Annotated in this window: 17 protein-coding genes; 13 read left to right on the top strand and 4 right to left on the bottom strand. The window is 50.2% G+C overall.

The window, feature by feature from the left end; translation table 11 throughout:
* The first annotated feature begins 46 nt into the window (after positions 1-46).
* The 4 genes from ABEA66_RS05630 to ABEA66_RS05615 all read left to right on the top strand — a co-directional run bounded on the left by ABEA66_RS05630 (position 47) and on the right by ABEA66_RS05615 (position 5,242).
* Positions 47-913 (top strand): bile acid:sodium symporter family protein, encoded by an 867-nt coding sequence (locus ABEA66_RS05630; protein ID WP_345586835.1) that lies wholly within the window; start codon positions 47-49, stop codon positions 911-913.
* A 120-nt stretch (positions 914-1,033) separates the two neighbouring features.
* A complete protein-coding gene (pnpS, locus tag ABEA66_RS05625; protein ID WP_345586833.1) occupies positions 1,034-2,827 on the top strand; it encodes a two-component system histidine kinase PnpS in 1,794 nt (597 codons plus the stop codon).
* A 255-nt stretch (positions 2,828-3,082) separates the two neighbouring features.
* Positions 3,083-3,802, top strand: a complete 720-nt coding sequence (locus ABEA66_RS05620; RefSeq protein ID WP_192701122.1) for a response regulator transcription factor — start codon at positions 3,083-3,085, stop codon at positions 3,800-3,802.
* Positions 3,803-4,159: 357 nt separating this feature from the next.
* Positions 4,160-5,242 carry a Gfo/Idh/MocA family protein gene (locus ABEA66_RS05615; protein WP_192701121.1) on the top strand — a complete coding sequence of 361 codons (1,083 nt, stop codon included), beginning with the start codon at positions 4,160-4,162 and terminating at the stop codon, positions 5,240-5,242.
* Between the two features lie 130 nt (positions 5,243-5,372).
* Here the strand turns inward: ABEA66_RS05615 and ABEA66_RS05610 are convergent, their stop codons facing one another.
* Both ABEA66_RS05610 and ABEA66_RS05605 read right to left on the bottom strand, forming a co-directional pair.
* On the bottom strand, positions 5,373-6,392 hold the full coding sequence (locus tag ABEA66_RS05610; RefSeq protein ID WP_345586828.1) for a cytochrome d ubiquinol oxidase subunit II: 1,020 nt from the start codon (positions 6,390-6,392) through the stop codon (positions 5,373-5,375).
* Complete coding sequence (locus ABEA66_RS05605; protein ID WP_345586826.1) at positions 6,389-7,744, bottom strand: cytochrome ubiquinol oxidase subunit I; 1,356 nt, start codon at positions 7,742-7,744, stop codon at positions 6,389-6,391. Before ABEA66_RS05605 ends, ABEA66_RS05610 begins: the two co-directional genes overlap by 4 nt.
* Positions 7,745-8,114: 370 nt before the next feature.
* Here ABEA66_RS05605 and ABEA66_RS05600 point away from each other — a divergent pair, with 370 nt between their 5' ends.
* From ABEA66_RS05600 to ABEA66_RS05560, 9 genes are all read left to right on the top strand, one after another.
* The gene (locus ABEA66_RS05600; protein WP_345586824.1) at positions 8,115-9,686 is read left to right on the top strand and encodes a response regulator; all 1,572 of its coding nucleotides are present in this window, start codon (positions 8,115-8,117) and stop codon (positions 9,684-9,686) included.
* 19 nt (positions 9,687-9,705) lie between these two features.
* Positions 9,706-11,448: a sensor histidine kinase gene (locus ABEA66_RS05595; RefSeq protein ID WP_345586822.1), complete on the top strand. Its 1,743-nt coding sequence runs from the start codon at positions 9,706-9,708 to the stop codon at positions 11,446-11,448.
* A gap of 212 nt (positions 11,449-11,660) precedes the next feature.
* Complete coding sequence (locus ABEA66_RS05590; RefSeq protein WP_345586820.1) at positions 11,661-13,322, top strand: ABC transporter substrate-binding protein; 1,662 nt, start codon at positions 11,661-11,663, stop codon at positions 13,320-13,322.
* Between the two features lie 114 nt (positions 13,323-13,436).
* Positions 13,437-14,390 carry an ABC transporter permease gene (locus ABEA66_RS05585; protein ID WP_345587374.1) on the top strand — a complete coding sequence of 318 codons (954 nt, stop codon included), beginning with the start codon at positions 13,437-13,439 and terminating at the stop codon, positions 14,388-14,390.
* 15 nt (positions 14,391-14,405) lie between these two features.
* On the top strand, positions 14,406-15,332 hold the full coding sequence (locus ABEA66_RS05580; protein ID WP_345586818.1) for a carbohydrate ABC transporter permease: 927 nt from the start codon (positions 14,406-14,408) through the stop codon (positions 15,330-15,332).
* A gap of 96 nt (positions 15,333-15,428) precedes the next feature.
* Positions 15,429-17,501, top strand: a complete 2,073-nt coding sequence (locus ABEA66_RS05575; RefSeq protein WP_377739956.1) for an alpha-glucuronidase family glycosyl hydrolase — start codon at positions 15,429-15,431, stop codon at positions 17,499-17,501.
* A 12-nt stretch (positions 17,502-17,513) separates the two neighbouring features.
* The gene (locus tag ABEA66_RS05570) at positions 17,514-18,551 is read left to right on the top strand and encodes an endo-1,4-beta-xylanase (protein WP_345586814.1); all 1,038 of its coding nucleotides are present in this window, start codon (positions 17,514-17,516) and stop codon (positions 18,549-18,551) included.
* Positions 18,544-19,524, top strand: a complete 981-nt coding sequence (locus ABEA66_RS05565) for a glycoside hydrolase family 43 protein (protein ID WP_345586812.1) — start codon at positions 18,544-18,546, stop codon at positions 19,522-19,524. Before ABEA66_RS05570 ends, ABEA66_RS05565 begins: the two co-directional genes overlap by 8 nt.
* Before the next feature lie 408 nt (positions 19,525-19,932).
* Positions 19,933-20,262 (top strand): hypothetical protein, encoded by a 330-nt coding sequence (locus ABEA66_RS05560; protein WP_079908430.1) that lies wholly within the window; start codon positions 19,933-19,935, stop codon positions 20,260-20,262.
* 47 nt (positions 20,263-20,309) lie between these two features.
* On the opposite strand, the gene ABEA66_RS05555 is transcribed toward ABEA66_RS05560, so the two are convergent.
* The gene (locus tag ABEA66_RS05555; RefSeq protein WP_345586810.1) at positions 20,310-21,026 is read right to left on the bottom strand and encodes a response regulator; all 717 of its coding nucleotides are present in this window, start codon (positions 21,024-21,026) and stop codon (positions 20,310-20,312) included.
* Positions 21,023-22,633 (bottom strand): ATP-binding protein, encoded by a 1,611-nt coding sequence (locus ABEA66_RS05550; protein ID WP_345586808.1) that lies wholly within the window; start codon positions 22,631-22,633, stop codon positions 21,023-21,025. Before ABEA66_RS05550 ends, ABEA66_RS05555 begins: the two co-directional genes overlap by 4 nt.
* Between the last annotated feature and the right edge of the window lie 59 nt (positions 22,634-22,692).

The raw sequence follows: 22,692 nt of genomic DNA, 5'->3' as shown, positions 1-22,692 counted from the left end.
TCTTTTTTCTGCGCATCTGAACGGACTCACAGGATGGGCGCCTTATTTGTTCGCCTACTTGACCTTCGTAATGGCTACCGGCTGCAGCTGGAGCCAAATCAAGCAGGCCTTCCGCATGCCCATCCCGATGCTGCTTATTTTTACGGCTGCGCATATTATCGCGCCTATCGTGTCTTATGCGCTGGGCAGCGCCTTTTTTGGCGCCCAATCGCCTTATGTGGTGGGATTCGTACTATTCACGGTTATTCCTCTTGGAGTATCGTCTGTGATCTGGATCGGGCTCTCGAAAGGCAGCGTTCCGTTAGCGTTATCCATGATCGTGATCGATTCGGCTTTAAGCCCGTTCGTCATTCCGTTCGAGGTGTCCGTGTTTTTCGGAGCGGAAGTGGATTTCGATCATCTCAAGGTCATGATGGATTTGATCAAAATTATCGTTGTCCCGACGGTTCTGGGGGTTATCGTGAACGAGCTGTCGCGGCAAAGATTCAAGGAATGGTCGGCGCCGTTCTGTGCTCCCAGCTCCAAAGTGGCCATGGTGACGGTCGTAGCGATCAACGCGGCGGCTATCCAGCCCTACGTCATCCAAATGAAGCATGACATGGTCGTTGTCATCCCGTTGGTTGTGCTGATGGTTATCTTTTGCTATTTGATCGGCTTTGCGTCCATGTTCGTGATGAAGCGGCATGATATCGTCGTCACCGTCGCCTATTCCTCCGGAATGCGCAATATTTCGCTAGGCCTGGTGCTGGCGCTCGCTTATTTCGAGCCGTTAACGGCGGTGCCGGTCGTACTGTCGATTCTTATCCAGCAGCCTTTTGCAACCCTAAACTTCTGGTGCCTGAAAAAATACGAGAAGTCCCGCATTTACAAAAAATTAACTGGCATTCCTCCTGCTGAACAGCTACGCTATTGACTATACTGTCTATTAAATGAATGAGTGATAGCGGGTAGGACAGCGTGGCAGTAAGACCATGCGGCTCCTGCACATAGAACGGCCCTGCAAGTCGATAAGCAGCCTCAAACGGAGGGAATTATGCAAAAATTTCGAGTTCGTCTCACCTTGCTATTTATTGTGCTGATCGGAGCCTCAATGCTGGCAGCCGGACTGTTCATGTCACGGATGCTGAAGGAGTCTCATATTGAGGCCCTGAAGACGAATATGGATAGAGAGCTTAAGGTGATCTTGTTTACCCTGGATTGGAAGCAGGAGGGTACGGAGAGCGAGCAGATGCGATACTTCACCGATCTGGCGAAGCAGCTGAAGCAATCTGCCGACGCCCGCGTGACGTATATACGAGCCGATGGCAAGGTCCTGGGGGATTCGGATTCGAATCCGCAGGAGATGGAAAATCACTTGTCGCGAAAAGAGGTAGCCGAGGCGGCCCAAAACGGGGAGTTCGGCTCCGACATGCGGTACAGCACAACGATTCAGCGCAATATGCTCTATGTTGTCGTTCCGGTCAAGGACGGCTCGACCATCAAAGGCTATGCCCGGCTGGCCATGAGTCTGGAGGATGTAGACGCATCGATCCGCAAGGTTTGGTATGGCATCCTGATAGGTTTGCTGACCGTATTCGTTATTGCTGCTTTAATCAGCTACAGGGTTGCGTACGGCCTGACCCGCCCCATTGAGATGATTACAAGAGTCGCTAATCAGATCACGAACATGAACTACAAAGCCAGAGTACACCTTCGGAAAAAGGACGAGGTAGGTCAGCTGGGGCAGGCGATTAACCAGATGGCGGACAGTCTGCAGCTGCAGATGAACCGGATTCTCGAAGACGAGAGCCGGTTGAAAAGCGTCCTTGAGAATATGATCAGCGGTGTCGTTATGATCGACCGCGACGGGAAAATTGTGCTGCTGAACCCATCGGCGGAAGATATCCTCGGCTTCTCCGCGCAGGAGCTGCTGGGCAAAAAATTCGATGAAGCGAAGCAGCAGTACGAGTTCACGCAATTGATTCAGGAATGCATCGACTCCCGGGAGCTGATCCGGGATGAAATGATATTTTATTACCCGTCGGAGCGCATATTAGAGATCAACCTTATCCCTATCTCCTTGAACGAAGAGGAGTGGGCGGGCGTGCTGATCGTGCTCCATGATATTACGGCCGTCCGGCGTCTGGAACGGATGCGCAGCGAGTTCGTCGCCAACGTATCCCATGAGCTCAAAACGCCGATTGCTGCGGTCAAAGGCTTTGCGGAGACGCTGCTTGCCGGAGCATTGAACGATAAGGAGACGGCAAGGTCGTTCCTGCAGATTATTTTTGACGAGAGTGAGCGGCTGAACCGGCTGATCGGTGACATCCTCGAGCTATCGAAGATCGAGTCCAAGCGGATCCCGCTGCAGTTCTCTCCGGTGCATATGCATACGTTTGTCGGCAACTGCCTCCATGTCATGAATACGGAAGCGATGAAGAAATCGATCTCCCTCGATATGCAGGTGGATGAGGACATGTACATCGAGGCGGATGAGGACAGGCTGCGGCAAATTTTGATCAACCTTTTATCCAACGGGATCAATTATACTCCTGAGGGCGGTAAGGTGAAGGTGAAGGTAGAGCCTATCGATCCTATCGGAGATGATTACGAGCGAATTCTTATGACGATCTCCGACACCGGGATAGGCATTCCCAAAAAAGATCTGCCCCGTATCTTCGAACGGTTCTATCGCGTGGATAAAGCCAGATCCCGCAGCTCCGGCGGAACCGGTCTGGGTCTATCCATCGTAAAGCATCTGGTAGAGCTGCATAAGGGAACCATTCGTGTGGAAAGCGAAGTGGGGATGGGGACCCGATTCATCATTGAGCTGCCTGTGATTCATTAATTGTATATAGAGGCCTTATGGATTTTTCAAGATTCCATAAGGCTTTCTTAGCATTAGTGCTTGAAACGGTAGCTGGAGGGGCATCCCACCGGAGTATATTGGCAATAGTTCTAGCTCTATAGGTTTCTCAGCAAACTTACCCAATATTTGATGCCAGGGGGCAAAATTTTTACATGAAATTAACACTTTACATTTTGCCAACAAAACTAGGCTATGATAAGCTTGTCTTATTAGAAACTAAAACGGGGGATTCCCATGACGCAAAAAATTTTAGTTATTGAAGACGAGCCTACATTAGCAAGACTGCTCTCTTATAATCTTTCTCAGGACGGGTATGAAACGAAAGTGGTTGATCACGGCAGTGAAGGGCTGCAGACCGCACTTCAGCATGCTTTTGATTTGATCATTCTAGATATTATGCTTCCGGGGTTGAACGGGTTTGAAATCTTGTCCAAGCTTCGTCAGAAGGGCAATAAAACGCCGGTCATCATTTTGACGGCACGGAATGCGGAGGAAGAAGTCGTACAAGGTCTGAAATACGGCGCGGATGACTATATTACGAAGCCCTTCGGAGTAGCCGAGCTGCTGGCGCGCGTCTCGGCGGTGCTGCGCAGGACGATGTCCGAGGAGCAGCTGCAGGATAGAAATACGACCGGGGAAAAGGTCATTACCGCCGGCGATTTGTATATTTATCCGGAAAAGTATGAGGTTATGCTGAACGGGGAATCCATACCGCTTCGACCGAAGGAGTTTGAGGTTCTTCTCTATTTGGTTCAACGGCCTGGAGTCGTCGTGACACGGGATGATCTGATGAATATCGTCTGGGGCTTCGACTATATCGGCGGACAGCGGACGGTGGATGTGCATGTCAGCTCTTTGCGCAAGAAGCTGGAGATGAATCAGCAGAGCGTACAGATTGAATCGATTCGGGGAGTCGGCTATAAGCTCGTCACCTCCGTGGTGAAAAAAGCATAGATGCTGCAAAATAGAAGCGAGCCTGCTAAGGTGGCGCTTCTTTTTTTTGACTTACTTTAGTTGGGTTCACCGAAAAGTACCCGAATCAGACTCGATGCCATGGCCCGCATTAAAGTTGAAGCTGTTGAGGAGCCCTGGTTTCGAATGCCGATGCTTCTGCCATTTCCCGGGAAATTTCTGTCGATTGCTGACGACTGGATGCGGCAGGATGATTTGGAAGCGAATCATTATTTCATGACAAAATCGGATATAATATCAGCCAGATTAGAAATATCTTTTCGGGACATTCTTCACTATACTATGGCTAAGTAAGGAACAAGTTCATGTGAGAGACCGTACCCAAGGAGGACGAACAGAATGTCTGCTAAATTTAGAATAGGGATTATCGGCTGTGGCGGCATTGCCAATGGGAAGCATATGCCGGCATTGAAAAATCAGGCTAACGTTGAAATGGTCGCGTTTTGCGATATTGAGCTGGAGAGAGCTCAGGAGGCGGCAGCCAAATTCGGAACTCCGGATGCCAAAGTATATGAGGATTATAGAGAGCTTCTGAAGGATAGCTCTATCGATATTGTGCATGTATGCACACCGAACGATTCCCATGCCGAAATCTCGATCGCTTCGCTTGAAGCGGACAAGCATGTCATGTGTGAGAAGCCTATGGCCAAGACAGCCGCTGACGCGCGCAGGATGGTCGAAGCTGCCAAGCGCACCGGCAAGAAGCTGACAATAGGGTATCAGAACCGCTTCCGTTCCGACAGCCAATACCTGAAGAGAATATGCTCCGACGGCGAGCTGGGCGAGATCTATTTTGCAAAAGCACATGCCATTCGCCGCCGTGCCGTACCGACCTGGGGCGTGTTCCTGGATGAGGAGAAGCAAGGCGGAGGCCCGTTGATCGATATCGGGACGCATGCGCTGGATCTGACCCTTTGGATGATGGACAATTATAAGCCAAAAGCAGTACTGGGCACGGCCTTCCATAAGCTGTCCCAAAAGCATGATGCAGCTAATGCCTGGGGCTCGTGGGACCCGGAGAAATTTACGGTGGAAGATTCGGCGTTCGGAATGATCACCATGCAGAACGGTGCGACGATCATGCTGGAATCCAGCTGGGCCATCAACATGCTGCAAACGGGAGAAGCCAAAACCACCCTTTGCGGCACGGAGGGCGGGGCCGATATGCAGGACGGTTTGCGCATTAACGGTGAAAAGCACAGCCGCCTGTTCATGAATCAAATTCAGCTGGACGCCAAAGGCGTAGACTTCTACGACGGGAAAAAGGAAAGCCCGGCCGATCTGGAAATGCGCTTGTGGCTTGAAGCTGTCGAGCAGGATAAGGAGCCGGTTGTTACGCCGGAGCAGGCCTGCGTCGTTTCGGAAATATTAGAGGCGATCTATGAATCGTCGAAAACAGGGAAGGCCGTTTATTTCGACTGAGACCTGTTACAGCATAACGAGCGCAAGCCCGGGTTCCTTCCAAAATAGAAGGCGCTCGGGCTTTTTTTACTTTTTTACAGCGGTGCCGAATTTTTTCCATGTAATGAAGGGAAGGTTTGATGGTACCCGGCTACTTGCCTGCCTTGCCCTGGACGTACGAGGCATTAAACAGAAACAGCCTCATAAGCAAATACAGCGAAGGGATGAGCAGCAGCAGGCCTGCAATAAAGGCGATGATCAGCGCAATGCCCATTTCCGGGCTTGTGACGCTCTCATGGATCGATACGATTGGATACAAGATGTACGGCAAATGCGCAGCTCCATAGCCAAAGAAGGCAAAGAAGAATTGCAGCATGACCAGAATAAAGGATAAGCCCAGTCTTTGCCGCTTCCAAATCAAATAGGTTGCGATTAAGAAACAGACGAGCGAGAGCACGAACATCCATGCATAATGAAGCATATTGTCAAAGTGCCACGGATTATGGCGGTATATGGCAAAGAAGACGAGCAGGCTTGCCAGAATCGTTGGGGCGCTCCAGCCGATAGCGAAGCCGCGCAGCACTTCCATTGCCTGGGTGTCCTTGGCTTTATTGGCGTAGTAGGTCAGGAACGCCGCAGAAATAAACAGAATACTGACCAGCGACAGCACCACGACGGACCAGGCGTAGGGACTGGTGAACAGCTTGCCGTACAGAAGATTAACCTGTCCGTCCTGCTCCTGGATAAATCCCCCTTCCGAGAGGGTCAGCACGATGGACAATGCCGCCGGAATGAACAGGCCGCTAGCGCCATACAGCAGCAAATAGATGCTGTTGTCCTTGGCTCCATAAGTGCTGAACGCGTAATAGGAGCCGCGAATGGCAAGCAGGATGATCGCAATGCTGCCGGGCAGCAGCAGGGCGGTACCCAGGTAGTAGGCCGTATCAGGGAAAAAGCCGACGATTCCGACCATGAAGAAGATGAGGAATACGTTCGTAACCTCCCACACGGGGGACAAATACCTCTCGATGATGCCATGCACGAGATGCTTTCTTCCCGTTATCATACTGTAATAACTGAAAAATCCGGCGCCGAAGTCAATCGAGGCGACGATCAAATATCCATAAAGGAAGATCCAGAGTACCGTGATGCCGATAATTTCGATATTCATCTCATTTCGCCCCCCTCCAGGCCTCGTCCGGCCAATTCCTTCTCTGCCGAGTTGCTCCTGAACATTTTGCGAAGCACAGCCCATACCGTAACTCCCAATACCAGGTACAATAGGGCGAACAGCAGCAGCATCCAATCCACATTCGCGGATGTGGTGGCTCCGTGCACGGTTTTCATATAACCGCGGAGAATCCAGGGCTGCCGTCCGACCTCGGCCAATATCCAGCCGCATTCGATTGCAAGCATAGCCAGAGGTCCGGAAGCCACAATACAGCGCAGCAGCCAGCGGGGCAGCTCGCCCCCCACGGTACGGCGGGCTCTTCGGGCGAACAGAATGTACGCCAGGCACAGCACGATCAGGAGGCTGCCGATGGCCACCATCATATCAAACAAGTAATGAATATAGAGCGGAGGCCGCTCATCCGGAGGAATGTCGTTCAATCCGGTTACAACGGCATTCGGCTTGCCGAAGGCAAGAATACTCAAGGCGAATGGAAGCTTAAGCCCATAACGGACTTCATGGTTTTCATCGAGAATTCCGCCGAGGACCAGCGGAGCCCGAGCAGTTGTCTCGAAGTGCCATTCCGCGGCGGCAAGCTTCTCCGGCTGATATTCGGCAAGGAACTTGCCGGACATATCCCCGATGACGGCCGTCAGCACGGAGAACACTAGTCCGGCGAGCATCGTCAGCTTCAATGCTTTGGTGTAATAAGCATGTCTTTTCCCTGCAAGCAGCGACACAGCGGCGATGGCCGCCAGCAAAAACGCGCTGGTCATATAGGCGGAAGACAGTACGTGAGCGGTCTTGCTAGGCGTTGCCGGGTTAAACATAGCGACCAGCGGGTCGATATCGATGATGGTTCGCCCCTCCAGCTTGAAGCCTTGAGGCGTATTCATAAAGGCGTTCACCACAGTAATAAAAAAAGCGGATAACGAGGATCCGATAATGACCGGGATGACGATGGAGAAATGGGTCCACGGATTGCGGAAACGATCCCAAGTATATAAATAAATGCCCAGAAAAATAGCTTCAAAGAAAAAGGCGAAGGTCTCCATGAACAGCGGCAGGGCGATAGCTTGACCGGCAATCTGCATGAAGCTCGGCCACAGCAAATTCAGCTGCATCCCTATGCAAGTTCCGGTGACTACCCCTACGGCGACGGAGATGACGAAGCCGCGTGCCCAGCGGCGGGCCAACAATTGGTAGTGTGGGTCCTTCAGCTTGATTCCAAGAAACTCCGCAATGGCAATCATCACGGGAACGCCCACCCCGATCGTGGCGAACAGGATGTGAAAGCCCAAGGTAAGCCCTGTCAATATGCGGCTGTACACCGCAGGATCGTAGGACATCATAATCAGCTCCTTATGTCATTAGGCAGGATATGGATTATTGTTATCCTTTTCCTTCAATGTTAGTATAAGAATGTGAATGTGATTTAATTCACATGTCTTGAGGGAATGGTACTGACGTTGACAGACGACGTGAACGCTGATATGTTGAACGAAAAGCAGGGCGGCAGGGAGCTTGGTAAGCGAGGCTTGTAATGCTCAAAAGATGGGAGCGGGTACATGAGCAGGTCCGTCTTTTGGCTCTCTATGACTTCAAGCATGGCTATGATTGCTGAAGATAGTCATACATCATTTGAAACCGGATTCATCCCCTGGAGGGGAACGGTCGATGTTCATCGATTATTCATTATGTCATGAGTAAGGAGAAGCGATTGTGTATAAAGTGCTGTTGGTAGATGACGAAATGTATGTAAGGAAGGGCTTGATGAGCTTAATCGATTGGGAGCAGCTGGGCTATGTTATCGCCGGGGAGGCGGAGAATGGCCAAGAGGCTCTTAAGCTTATAAAGGAGCTGGAGCCGGACCTGGTCATCATAGATATCCGTATGCCGGTCCTTGACGGTTTGGACGTGATAGGGACTGTGGCGGAGCAGGAGGGGAGTCAGCCCAGCTTCATTATTATAAGCGGTTACCACGATTTCAAGTATGCGCAGCAAGCGCTTCGCTACGGCGTTGTCGATTACATATTGAAGCCGATTGACGAAGAGGAGCTCCAGGGCACTCTGCTTAAGCTATGCGATACGATCAACATGAGGAGACTGACCCGGATAAGCAAGGGCAGGCGTGTCGGAGGGTCTGTGCTGGAGCTGCTTATCCAGGGACAAGTAAAGCAGGAGGACGAACCGGAGCTGCTGTCGGCTCTGCGTATGGAGGATGCTGCCCGATTCTGCTGCGCTCTCATTGAGCTGCGCTTGAAAGGGGATACATTACCGGCGCCCCGACAGGAGCACGTTATAGATTGCATTCTTCAAGTGTTCAACGTGCCCGGTATGTCCGTTGACCGAATTCCTCTGATACAGCATGCTGACGGTAAATACAGCCTCCTCATCCACTACGCGTGGCTGGAGAGCTTTGACCAGAGACTGGAGATCAGCCTTCGAGCCTTGCAGGGAAGCTTAACGAAGCTGGCCCATGGGACGGTAACCATCTTCGCCGGAAAACCGGTGAGCAGGCTGACGGAGGTGAGGGAGTCCTTTGTCACCGCTGGTGAGGCCGCACAGTATCAATTTGCCATGGACGGCGAGACGGTAATCATGTATGAGCAGGTACAGGGGATTCCGCTGTATACGCTCGATATCGATGCGGAGCTGTATAAGCAGCTGATGGACCAGCTGGAGGAGCAGGATCAGGAAGCCTTGCTGCGCACGGTGGATCATATGTTCCACCAGTTTCAATATAAGCGCTTTGCGCCCCGTGCCATCGGGAATACTATCGCCCGCTGCGTTATCAGCGTAATTCAGCTGGTCAAGGAGCTTGAAGGCGATGAGAAGCCCCTCACGACATTGCCGGAGATTATGCAGTGGCAGCAGATGAATATAACGCTCAAGGAGCTGAAGGAGCTGCTTGTCCGATTTTTGGTCCAGGCATCGGAATATCTTGATCAGCTTCGTAAGGAGCAGTCCAAGGGAAGCATCCATAAGGTGAAAAAATATATTGAAACCCATTATGCCGAGAACGTCAGCCTCAAGAGCATTGCGGCAGCCTTCTATATGAATCCGGCTTACCTCGGTCAGCTGTTCCGTAAAACCTACGGCGTCTATTTCAACGATTTTTTACTGCAGCTTCGGATTGAGGAAGCCAAGAAGCTTTTGCGCCAAACCGATTTGCGCATTTATGAAATCGCCCAGACAGTCGGCTTTCAGAATGCAGACTATTTTGTGACCCAATTCGAGAAGCGCGAAAGTGTAACGCCTACTGAATACCGGAATAAAATCATCGGACACTAAAACCAAGGCGGCGGCAATCATGCTAAGATTATTTTTGAATAATGTCAAGCTTCGGAATAAGCTGCTTTTGATGTACTTCTTCTCTGTGTTTATTCCGATTGTATTAACCAACGTTATTTTTTACTACGTGACCACGAATAACGTTAAAAATCAGAAGACCCGGGACGCCGTGACGGCTATGGAGCAAACGAAGAGCGAGATTCGGAATTTCATCGACGAGGCGGTAGGAATCACCTACCTGTTTTATACGGATACTGTGTTTAATCAGATGCTGGATGAGGATTATTCCAGTAACAGCGAATATATCGAGGCTTATCAGTCCTATATTCGACCGTCCTTTTACCGGGTATGGCAAGCGAATAAGTCCGTTAAGGAAGTGCAGCTGTTTGTCGATAATCCGACGATTTTGACCTCAAGCAATATCGATCATATTTCGCAAGAGCTTCAAAAAACAGATTGGTACATTACATTGTTTCAGACCAAGGTGCCTTATCCGCTAGTTTACAAATCCGGCAATACGTTAAGCCTGCTCCAGCGTCTCGACAATTATGCTTATTATTCCAATTATCTCAAGCTTTTAAAGGTGGAGCTGAATATGCAGACGATGCAGGAGCTCCTTCAGCATTCCGCCTTTGAGGGTAAGCTCTACCTTGTGGACCCGCAAGGGCGGATCGCGTACTCTAACGATGGTTCCGTTGATTGGGCGAACAGCAATATTTCCATGGCTTCGCTCAGCTTTCCTGATCAGCGTGTTCTAACCTTCCGGTCAGATTATCAAAATATCAATTATTTAAACGGCTGGAGTCTGCGCGGGGTTATGAATGAGGTCAGCATGCTGGAGGAGGTGCGTAAATCCGGTTCCTTCGTCATTATTCTGGCCTGTCTAAATTTCCTGGTGCCATCGATCATCCTTGTGTTTATCGCCCGTTCCTTGCATGTGCGGCTGATTCGTATTTTGAAGCATATGAAAAAGGTGAAGAATCAAAACTTCGAAACGATTCCCGACGAGGAATCCAGAGACGAGATCGGCCAGCTGATCGGCGAATTTAACAGAATGACCCTGCAAATCCAGAGCTTGATCGAGGATGTCTACATAGCCGATATTCAAAAGAAAAATTCAGAGCTTAAACAGAGGCAGGCTCAGCTGCATGCGCTTCACAGCCAGATTAATCCGCATTTTTTATTTAATGCGCTGGAGACGATCCGCATGCGGAGCTTGATGAAGTCCGAGAAGGAAACGGCCCGAATTATTCAGAATATGGCTAAAATGCTCCGGAGGTCTATAGCCTGGGGACGTGACTGGGTTACGGTACGAGAGGAAATGGAGCTTGCCTTATGCTTTCTGGAGATTCAGAAGTACCGCTTCGGTGATAGATTGGAATACCGTTTGAATGTGCAGGAGGAGGCGTACGGCAGCTTGATTCCCAAGATGTCTTTTCTCCCCTTTATAGAGAATGCCAGTATTCATGGCGTAGAGAAATCCCCGGAGAGCGGACTCATCTGTATTGATCTATACCTGGAAGAAGAAGTTCTCGTATTCCGATTAAGCGATAACGGGATGGGCATTCCGAAGGAAAAGTACGCGGAATTGATGGAATATCTTCACGAGAAGGACTCGTTCGGCGAGCATGTTGGAATCAAGAATGTATACACGCGGTTGCAAATGTGTTATGGCGATTCATTTGATTTTCGGTTACAGAGCGAGGAAAACTTCGGAACGATCGTCGAAATCCGGCTTCCGTCAGGCGATCCGGGTACGTGATGGGAAGGACAAGGGTGCGGCTGAAAAGCTTTCCGTATCGGCCACCCTTGTAAATGTGTGAATAAGCATGCCCCACATAGTGGGGTTATTATATTTTCATGCATTTTTCAAAGTATAATCTAAAGTTTGCCGGGTGAACAAGAAAACGATTACGAGCTATACTGAAAATGCTTACAAGGAAACTAATTGGTGAAAGGGGAACAAATATAGAAATGGTCAAACGGAAAATAGCACTGGCCGGCTTAGCCGTGTCCCTCCTAGCTGCGACGGTTGCCTGCAGCAAACAGCCTGCGGCAGATAAACAACCGGCGGCATCCGACGATACGACACCGGTTACCTTCTCGTATTACAGCTTTTCGAGCGGAAAGGATATCATGGCTAACCAGACCGTGATAGGTAAAGAGCTGGAGAAGCAGACAGGTGTCAACTGGAAGATGGAATTTATAGTGGGCGACCAAAAAACGAAGTCCGGCGTCATGATCGCCTCCGGTGACTATCCCGACGTCATAGTACCCGAAGGCGAAATCGATAAGCTGATGGATGCAGGCGCATTCATTGCACTTGATGATCTGATCGAGAAGTATGGCCCGAATATTAAACGGGTATACGGCCCGTACATGGATAAATTCCGCCAGAAGGACGGCAAAATTTATCACCTTCCGTTCTCCGCGAACCAAGGATATATCATGGACCCGAACATAAGTCAGGGTGCCTTCTGGATTCAGCGCTCCGTGTTGAAGGAGTTTAATTATCCGAAGATCAAGACGCTTGACGAATACTTCGATCTCATTAAGAAGTACAAGGAGAAGCATCCGCAAGTGGATGGTAAGGATACTATCGGCTTCGTTTCCTTTGCAGGCGTAGCGGACAACTTCTTTACGCTGACGAATCCTCCGATGCACCTTGCCGGATATCCAAACGATGGCGGCGTCATTGTCGATATGAAGACGCAGGAAGCCAAAATTTTTGCAGCTACGGACTTGGAGAAGCGCTGGGCAAAGAAGCTGAACGAGATTAACGCAGAGGGCTTGTTCGATCCTGAATCGTTCGTCGTGAACAAAGACCAATATTTGGCGAAGCTGACCTCCGGCCGCGTTCTTGGTTACTTCAATTACGGCTGGCAAGTAGGCGATGCTACGAACAACCTGAAGAAAGCAGGGATTGATGAGAAACGGTATGCTCCCCTGCCGATCGTATTCGATAAGGATATAAAGGATCAATACATCGATCCGCCTTCCTTCGTGAACAATCGCGGGATCGGAATCTCCGTAAAGGCGAAGGACCCGGTCCGCATTATCAAATATTTCGACAATTTGCTTAAGGAAGAGAACCAAATCCTCACACAATGGGGAATTAAAGACGAGACTTACTCGGTGAACGACAAGGGACGCTTCGTTATGAACGCAGATCAGATCGCCAAGCGTAACGACCCGGAATTTAAGCGCTCTTATGGCTTCCAATATTTTGAATACAGCTGGCCTCGTTACGGCAACAATTCCGTGCTGAAGGACGGCAACTCGTTCGCCGTAGGAAATCAGCCGGAAGTAGCTTCAATGAGCTACACCGAAGGGGATAAGAAGATTCTGGAGGCTTATGGCGCTAAAGTATTTACCGACTTGTTCGCCAAGCCCGATAACCGTCCTTGGTTCCCGGCATGGAGCATTAACCTGGGTCAAGGGACGCCGGAGCAGCTTTTCGGTCAAAAATCGGGCGACCTGCAGAAGAAATATTTGCCGAAGCTGATCATGGCAAAGCCGGAGCAATTCGATGCGATATGGAACGAGTATGTAGGTGAAATGAACAAATTGGATAAAAAACAATACGAGGCGACCATAACCAAGGTGGTTAAGGACCGTGCGGCAGGCAAGTGGTAAGCAATAGGCGATGAAAGGTTTTTGGAAGGCCGGCTTGCATGAACTCCGGCCTTCTCTTTATAGAAAAAGCTCGGAAAGGAGCAACAACAGGTGAGAAAGCATACAGATACGGCCATCCTGCAGGCAGGAGCAAACGTCTCAAAGCTGCAAGCGTCCCGGCTATCGCTTTTCTTTAAAAAGCTGATGCAGCAAAAAACGCTGGTTTTGATGTCGGTACCGTTCTTGATATGGGTGTTTGTGTTCAAATATGTTCCATTGTGGGGGTGGACCATCGCCTTCCAAAAATACCGGCCTGCGAGAAGCTTCGCTGATCAGGAATGGGTAGGCTTGGCAAACTTTCGGTTTCTGTTTAATGACGATGCGTTTTACAGGGTGCTGCGCAATACGCTTGTAATGAGCTCTATCAAGCTTGTGCTTGGCTTCGTTACGGCGATTGCCCTGGCGATTCTGCTTAACGAGCTGCGCCATTTGGTGTTCAAGCGGGTAGTTCAGACCGTCAGCTACTTACCGCATTTTATTTCTTGGGTCGTTGCGGCCAGCATCATTTCGACGGTGTTATCGCCGGAAGGCATCGTGAATATAATCTTGTTGAAGCTGGGATTGATTGAGGGCCCTGTGCTATGGCTTGGCAAGGGCGAATATTTCTGGGGTATCCTCGGAATGTCCGAGGTTTGGAAAGATGTAGGCTGGAATACGATTGTTTATTTGGCTGCGATCACGACGATCGACCCTTCACAGTATGAAGCGGCTGAAATCGACGGAGCCAACCGGCTGCAGCGCATTGCGTACATTACACTTCCCGGGTTGAAGCCGGTTATTGTCATTTTATTGATTATGAATCTTGGGCATATTCTGGAGTCAGGTTTCGAGCCGCAATACTTGCTCGGGAACGGGATGACCGTGGACTTCTCTGACAATCTTGATATATTCGTGCTGAAATACGGATTGAACATGAACAACTATTCCCTTGCGACGGCGGCAGGCATGTTCAAGACGGTAGTCAGCTTTATATTCCTGTTCGCTGCCAATTCGATCGCGAAGAAGCTGGGCGAAAGCAGACTTTTCTAAGGAGGCAGAGCAAGAATGAGCGACATTACCCCCTCGTCACGGAGATATTCCAATCTGCCGGACACCTTATTCGACATAGGCAACGTGATAGCGATGTGCTGTCTCATGGTTGTCACGCTGTATCCGTTTGTCAACATGGCAGCCGTATCGCTCAATGATGCGAACGATTCGATTCGCGGAGGCATTTACCTATGGCCTCGAATGTTTACTTGGAAAAACTACGAATACATTTTTAATGAAGCAAGCATTTATCACGCAACCTTAATATCCGCGCTGCGAACGGTCCTCGGTACGGTCGTATCCGTGTTCTGCACCGCCATGCTGGCCTATACGGTCACCCGCCGGGAGTTTGTGCTGCGCAAATTTGTCACGCTGGCTTTCGTCTTCACCATGTACTTCAGCGGGGGCCTCATTCCGGGATACCTGCTGATTCGTGAACTGGGTCTGACGAACTCCTTCTGGGTCTATATCATTCCCGGTATTATCGGCGTATTCAACATGATCGTCATTCGCTCGTTCATCGAGGGCTTGCCGGACGGCTTGCTGGAATCGGCGCGAATTGACGGTGCAGGCGAATTTACGACCTTCATGCAGATTGTGCTCCCGCTAACGGTTCCGGCTCTCGCGACGGTTTCGCTGTTCGTGGCGGTTGGACAATGGAATTCCTGGTTCGACGTGTTCCTGTACAATTCCTCGAATACGAATCTCAGTACCCTTCAGTACGAGCTGATGAAAATATTGCAAACGTCGAACACATCCGCGAATTCCGGCGCTACTGCCGCCGACGCATTCGCTTCCGCTCAAAGTGGTGTTACGGCTGTAACACCGACATCCATTCGTGCAACCATGACGATTATCGCCAGCTTGCCGATCATTATCGTGTATCCGTTCTTGCAAAAATATTTTGTCAAGGGCTTGACCGTAGGCGGAGTGAAAGGCTGATACATCAATCGCAATCGGATGAATTGCCGTTCTGCCCGCCCATGGAGGTAGAATGGCATGCTGTCATGCATCCTAACCTAGGAGGACATCAAAGTGATAGATAACGGCTATTCGGCCTGGCTTCGATATGAAGAGATAACAAATAAGGAGATACGGAAGACGGACCTTCAGTGGTTGAAGCAGCTGATTATCCCTGCCGAGGCGGGAGAAGGCCCGCTGCAGGCAGCCGTACAGGAGCTTGCCGAGGCCATCGGGAGCATTTCCGGTGAAGCCCTGCAAGTAACGGAGCGCATACCCGGCTCCGGACGTTTTCTGGCTATCGGCGTATACGGCGGCTCCGCTTTGGTTAATGCAGCTGTCTCCCAAGATGAAACGGAGAACGTATCGGATGAGTGCTATTGGATTCGGACGGTCCGATCTGCCGACGCTTCATACGAATATGTGGTGCTTGCAGGTCTATCGGAGAAGGGCGCTTTGTATGCCGCCTTCCATTTCATACGGCTGCTTCAGACAGGCGAGCGCTTCGACGCTTTGGATATACGAGAGGCGCCGGTGAACCGGCTTCGGATGCTCAATCACTGGGATAACATCGACGGCAGTATCGAACGCGGCTATTCAGGGAGATCTATTTTTTTCAATAATGATGCAGTGCTGTCGGACTCCGGGCGCATTCGGGATTATGCGAGATTGGCCGCCTCGGTCGGCATCAACGCCGTTGCTATCAATAACGTCAATGTACACCGTCAGGAAACCTTCCTCATCACGGAGACCTATTTGCCTGATGTAGCCCGAGTGGCTGAGGTATTTCGCAGGTACGGCATCAAGCTGTACCTAAGCGTAAATTACGCCGGGCCGATGGAGCTTGGAGAGCTGGATACGGCGGACCCGATCGATCCTGTCGTTGCCGACTGGTGGAAAGCCAAGGCCAAGGATGTATATCGCCATATTCCCGACTTCGGCGGTTTTCTGGTCAAGGCGGATTCGGAGAACCGTCCGGGTCCGTTCACTTATGGTCGCGATCACGCGGATGGCGCCAATATGCTTGGGGAAGCTCTAAGGCCTTATGGAGGTCTTGTGCTATGGAGATGCTTCGTCTATAACTGCCATCAGGACTGGAGAGACCGTTCCACGGATCGGGCGCGTGCGGCGTACGATCATTTCAAACCGCTGGACGGGCGGTTCGCAGACAATGTCATTCTCCAGATCAAGAATGGACCGATGGACTTCCAGGTGCGGGAGCCCGTTTCGCCGCTGTTCGGGGCGATGGAGCAAACGAATCAACTGATGGAGTTCCAGATTACCCAGGAGTATACAGGGCAGCAGAAGCATGTATGCTATTTGATTCCGCAGTGGAAAGAGATACTGGATTTTGATACCTGCATCCAAGGGGAGGGGTCGTCCGTTAAAGCGATCGCTGCAGGCTGCGTGCATCCATACCGCTATTCCGGCATCACGGCGGTAGCGAATATCGGAGACGATGAGAATTGGACCGGACATCATCTCGCGCAGGCTAACCTGTACGGCTTCGGGCGTCTGGCATGGAACCCGGACTTATCCGCCCAAGCCATAGCTGAAGAATGGACGAAGCTCACCTTCGGCCAGGATCCTGAGGTGTTAAAGACGGTTGTCGGCTTCTTGATGGCCTCTTGGCCAATCTATGAGAGCTACACGTCGCCCCTCGGCGTAGGCTGGATGGTTACACCTCACTATCATTACGGACCGGATGTGGACGGGTACGAATATTCCAAGTGGGGAACATACCACTTTGCCGACCGCGACGGCATCGGCGTAGACCGTACACAGGCAACGGGTACAGGTTACACGAAGCAGTATGCCAAACCCAATGAGGAACTTTACGACCGCTTGGATACTTGTCCGGATGAACTGCTGCTGTTTTTCCATCATGTGCCGTATACCTATAAGCTTCATTCAGGTAAAACGGTCATTCAGCATATTTATGACACGCACTTTGAAGGCGTAGAGCAGGTCGAACGATGGAAGGCCGAGTGGCTGAAGCTGGAGGGCAAAATCGATGAAAGCCGCTTTGACCATATCCGCCGGCGAATCGAGACGCAGCTCGAGAGCGCGAGGCAATGGCGCGATGTGATAAATACGTATTTTTACCGAAAATCGGGTATTCCGGACGAGCTGCACCGGAAGATCTACTAGGAGGATTGAGCTATGTCGTCGTCAATGCTGCACGTGCCCGCCTTGCATTCCATCTATCGGGATGACTTTGATATAGGCGCAGCGGTCAACCTGAAAACTATTGTATCGGCTAAGGAGCTGATCGCCGCCCAATATAACAGCATCACAGCTGAGAATGATATGAAGTTCGAGCGTGTCCATCCGGAGGAGGAAGTCTATACATTCGACGCCGCCGACCGGATCGCTGATTTTGCCGGTCAACATGGCATGAAGCTGCGTGGTCATACTCTGGTATGGCATAACCAAACCTCCGATTGGGTGTTCACAGGAAAGGACGGATCGCCTGCCGATCGTGAGCTGCTGCTCTCACGCATGAAGTCCCATATCGATACGGTAGTCGGAAGATATAAGGGAAGGGTGTACTGCTGGGATGTCGTGAATGAAGCTATCGAGGACAAAAGCGGGGTATGGCTAAGAGATTCCAGGTGGCTTCAGCAGATTGGGGACGATTTCATTGCCAAGGCGTTCCAATTCGCTCACGAGGCCGACCCGAACGCACTGCTGTTCTATAACGACTATAATGAATGCCATCCTGATAAAAGGGATAAAATCCTTCGTTTGATCCGTTCACTGAAGGAGCAGGACGTGCCGATCCATGGTATTGGTCTTCAAGGGCACTGGAATCTGTACGATCCTTCCCTCGAGACCATTCGCGAAGCGCTGGAGAAATATGCCGAGCTTGGACTAAAGCTCCATATTACCGAGCTGGATGTATCGATGTTCGAGTTTAACGACGGGCGTACAGATTTGCTGGAGCCGACCGAAGAGATGCTGGAACGCCAGGCAGAGCTTTATGAGAAGGTATTCCGCCTGTTCCGCGAGTACAAGGACGTGATTACCTCCGTCACCTTCTGGGGCGCAGCGGACGATTATACCTGGCTTCACGATTTCCCTGTCCGCAGCAGGAAAAATTGGCCGCTCCTGTTCGATGAAAATCATCAGCCAAGGGCTTCCTTCTGGAAGATCGTTAAAGGAACAAGCATGGGTAAAGGGGAAAATAATCATGAATAAAATGGCAAAGCCAAATGAGCCGTTAGTTACTCATATTTATACCGCGGATCCTTCCGCTCATGTATTTGAAGGCAAGCTTTACATCTATCCTTCCCACGATATTGATCATGATGGACTTACCAACGATAACGGCGATCAATATGCTATGGAGGATTACCATGTTCTATCCATGGACGACCTGTCTTCTCCTTGCATAGATCATGGGGAGGCGCTGCATCTTAAAGATATTCCATGGGCCAAGCAGCAGCTTTGGGCTCCCGATGCCGCGTTTAAAAACAACACGTATTATCTGTTTTTCCCGGCAAGGGACAAAGAGGATGTTTTCCGTATTGGCGCAGCTACAAGCGATTCTCCTTCGGGGCAGTTTAAGCCAGAACCGAATTATATTCCAGGCAGCTTCAGCATTGATCCGGCCGTATTTGTAGACGAAGATACCAAGGCTTATATGTATTTCGGCGGTCTATGGGGAGGGCAGCTGGAAAAATGGCAGCGGGGAATATTTGACCCTGAAGCTGACGGACCTGCTGCAACCGCACCGGCTTTGGGCCCAAGGGTGGCGGTGTTAAGTGAGGATATGCTTTCATTTGCTGAGCAGCCTCAAGAGATATCCATTATCGATGAGAACGGTAATCCGCTCCTGGCCGGGGATGAAGAAAGAAGATTTTTTGAAGGTCCGTGGGTTCATAAATATAACGGGTATTATTATCTATCGTATTCCACGGGGAATACTCATTGCCTTGTCTATGCCATGAGCAACAATCCAAAAGGCCCCTTTGTGTTTAAGGGCAAGATTCTGCCTCCTGTCATCGGATGGACTACTCATCATTCCATTGTCGAATTTCAGGGGAAATGGTATTTATTTTATCATGACTGCTCCTTATCCGGCGGAGTGGATCACAAGCGCTGCGTGAAGTATACAGAGCTTACCTATAATGAAGACGGAACGATCCGAATGATTGACCCTTATAAATAAGGTGATAAAATGCTTTTGGCATAACTCTAGGAAGAAGGATGTCATGGAATACATGGCGTCCTTTTTTAATTTGTAGCTGTTATCAATATACCCAGGCTAATTTTACCGATAGGCATCCATGTATGAAGGGAAAGCGCGGAAGGGATAGTAATAGTAAATTTGCAAAGGTAAAGAAGGTGAAGCTTTGCTGTACAATCTTTTGATCGCAGCGGCCATCATATGCGTTGCAGGTTTATTTTTCTCCGTTATGGCTATCCGAAAGCAGAATCAACATGAATATGACAAAGGAATGAATAGCGTAAGCAGGAAACATAATATTGTAGCCAACCCGGCATTAATTGCCTATATTTTGTTTCCGGTCGCTGTTGTCATACTTGCTTTGTTATTTATATATTACGGAGGGTAACTATGGATAAACGTCCTTATTATATTTCCGTCCAAGCCAAAACCATTATGCTCAACCAGGGCGATGCCCCTTATGAGTTTGAAATCATGGCAACGGAAGAGGAGATCGATCAGCTGTATGAATGGTTTGAAGAGCTGGATGAATATGAGCAAGGAACGTTCTTCCGTGCTCATGTGCCGGCACTGCCTTATCATCACGATAGCTACAATGATGCCTGCGATTATACTTTAAAGCAAATATACCGGTTTATCGCCGATCATGGCTCCAAACAAACCGGCGACCATATCGCGGCTATGGACCTGGACAATATGGGGCACTGGAATAGCAAATAACAGGAACAGACTCGGGAACCTGGTTCTCTCGAGTCTGATTATGGTTCTCATTTCTTTTGGCGGTATACCCTTTCGGGCCGGCCGACAACACCATAGGATAGATCGGCGTACACGGTGCCGAGACTAACCAGATGCTCCAGATAACGCCGGCTGGTGGATCGGCTGACACCGATGAGTTTGGCAATTTGCTCGGCCGTCATGCCGTCCGGGGCTTGGGAGATGGTCTGGGTCACTTTGACCAGGGTCAGCTTGTCGATCCCTTTGGGCGGGAAGGAGACCTCAGGGCCGCTTTCCTTCTTCGCGGATCCAGCAAGCAAACGGTCCACATCGCTTTGGCTGATGCTTCGGTTCTCATTCAACCGGTTCAGCTCGCGGTGAAAATCGAGATAACGAAGCAGCGTCTCCTGCAGCCGGTCAAAGATCAGCGGCTTCATAATATAATCGAAGGCGCCGCTGCGCACGGCCTCCCGGATCGCCTCGGCTTCCTTGGCTGCCGTAATCATCACGGCATCTGTATCCCGGTAATGCTGCCGGATATATTGCAAGATGTCCAGGCCGCTCGATCCCGGCAAATAGATGTCGAGAAGCGCGAGATGGGGCCGCAAAATATCCAATTGCTCCTTGGCCTGGGATTCGTCTGTCGCAATGCCGACGACGGTGAAGCCTTCTACCTTCTCGATAAAACGACGATGAATTTCGGCAATTCTTAGATCATCCTCTACGATCAGCACTTCAACCGTGGGAAGTTGGCTTTGAACAGTCATTTCAGTTCCTCCTTTTCCCGAGTTTGACCTGCTTTGGGTAGGGCTACCGTAAAGATGGTGCCTCCGGCAGGGTTCTTGTGAAAGGTAATATAGCCGTTCAGCTTGCCAACTGCATGCTGCACCAGGGCAAGTCCGATTCCCCGATGGTCTCCTTCCTTGGTCGAAAAGCCTTTTTCATATACAGCGTGAGCCATTTCTTCTGAAATACCTACCCCGGTATCCTCGCATTCAATAATAAGATCTTCCCCCAAATCGGTCATAAACAATTGGACTCGCTTCTCGGGTCTGTCTTCGCACGCGAGCACCGCCTCCATGGCATTGTCGATCAAATTACCAATGATAGTGACAAGTAAATTGCGGTCGATCTGCTCCGGAATATCGCGGAAGGAGCTTTCGTGATCAATCTCAAAGGTCAGCTTCAGCTCCTGAGCATGATTATATTTACCGATCAGGAGCCCGCCGATCATAGGATCGGGAATTTCCCGCATGATGAATTGCACGAAATTTTGATGAACGTTCGTTTCCCTTGTAATGAGATCAACGGCTTCCTGATATGATTCTAGCTGGATTAAGCCGGAAATGACGTACAGCTTATTCGAAAATTCATGGGTTTGCGCCCGAAGCGCATCGGCGAAGCGCCGAACCTGAGACAGCTCCTCGGCGAGCCGGTACAATTCGGATTTGCTTCGAAAGCTCGAAACCGCCCCGGTAACCTGGGAGTTCATATCCAGGATGGGTACCCGATTGACGACAACTTCAAGGTCGCCAATCATCATTTCACGGTCAACCTCCGCGTTTCCAGTTCGAACGACCTCGTGAAGGCGCGTATTGGGAATCACTTCTTCGATATGCTTTCCTGCGATGCTCTCATTCTCAGGCAGCTGAAGGAGCTTCAGGGCATAACGGTTGGCAAGCGTAACGATTCCCTTGCGGTTCACGGCAATGATCCCCTCGTGAATTGATTCGAGAATCGCCTGCTTCTCGGTATAGAGGGCGCCGATTTCCTCCGGTTCCAGGCCATGGATGGAGCGCCGAACGCTTCTTGCAATTAGGATGGACCCGACTATACCAACGGCAAGAACGATCAAAGTAACCCATTCTACTCTAAGCTGATAGATGTCATCGATGTGATCGATAGCCTCGGTAAGGAAGCCGACCGATACGATACCAATTACGTAACCGTTTTCATCAAAGACGGGAGCTTTTCCCCGAAGAGAAGGACCGAGAGAGCCGGTAGCTTTGGAAATGATCGATTTACCTTCCAGCACGGGTCCGTTATCACCGCCGACCATTTCTTTACCGATTCGGTCCGTGACGGGATGGGAATAGCGGATGCCTTCCCGATTGCCTACCACGATATATTCGGCATCGATTTTTTCACGGATCGTCTCCACAATGGGCTGGATGGTTTCCGACGGATTAGGCTCATAGAAGGCATGCCGGATTTCGGGCATTAGGGCGATGGTTTCGGCCACTTTTAGCGCACGGTTGCCGATCTGATCTTCAAACACCGACGTCGTTATATAGTAAAAAATACATCCGAGGCTGACAATAACTAAAGAGAGAAGCGAGCAAATAATGAGAATAAGCTTGGTTTGCAGCCGCATGGTAAGAAACCCCCGTTTTTGGATGAATGATTGAGACTAAGTCGGCGACAGGTTATACG

Source organism: Paenibacillus vulneris (assembly GCF_039543185.1).
GTDB lineage: Bacteria > Bacillota > Bacilli > Paenibacillales > NBRC-103111 > Paenibacillus_S > Paenibacillus_S vulneris.
Note: the sequence above shows the minus strand (reverse complement) of the source record. Positions and strands in the feature narration are given on the sequence as shown.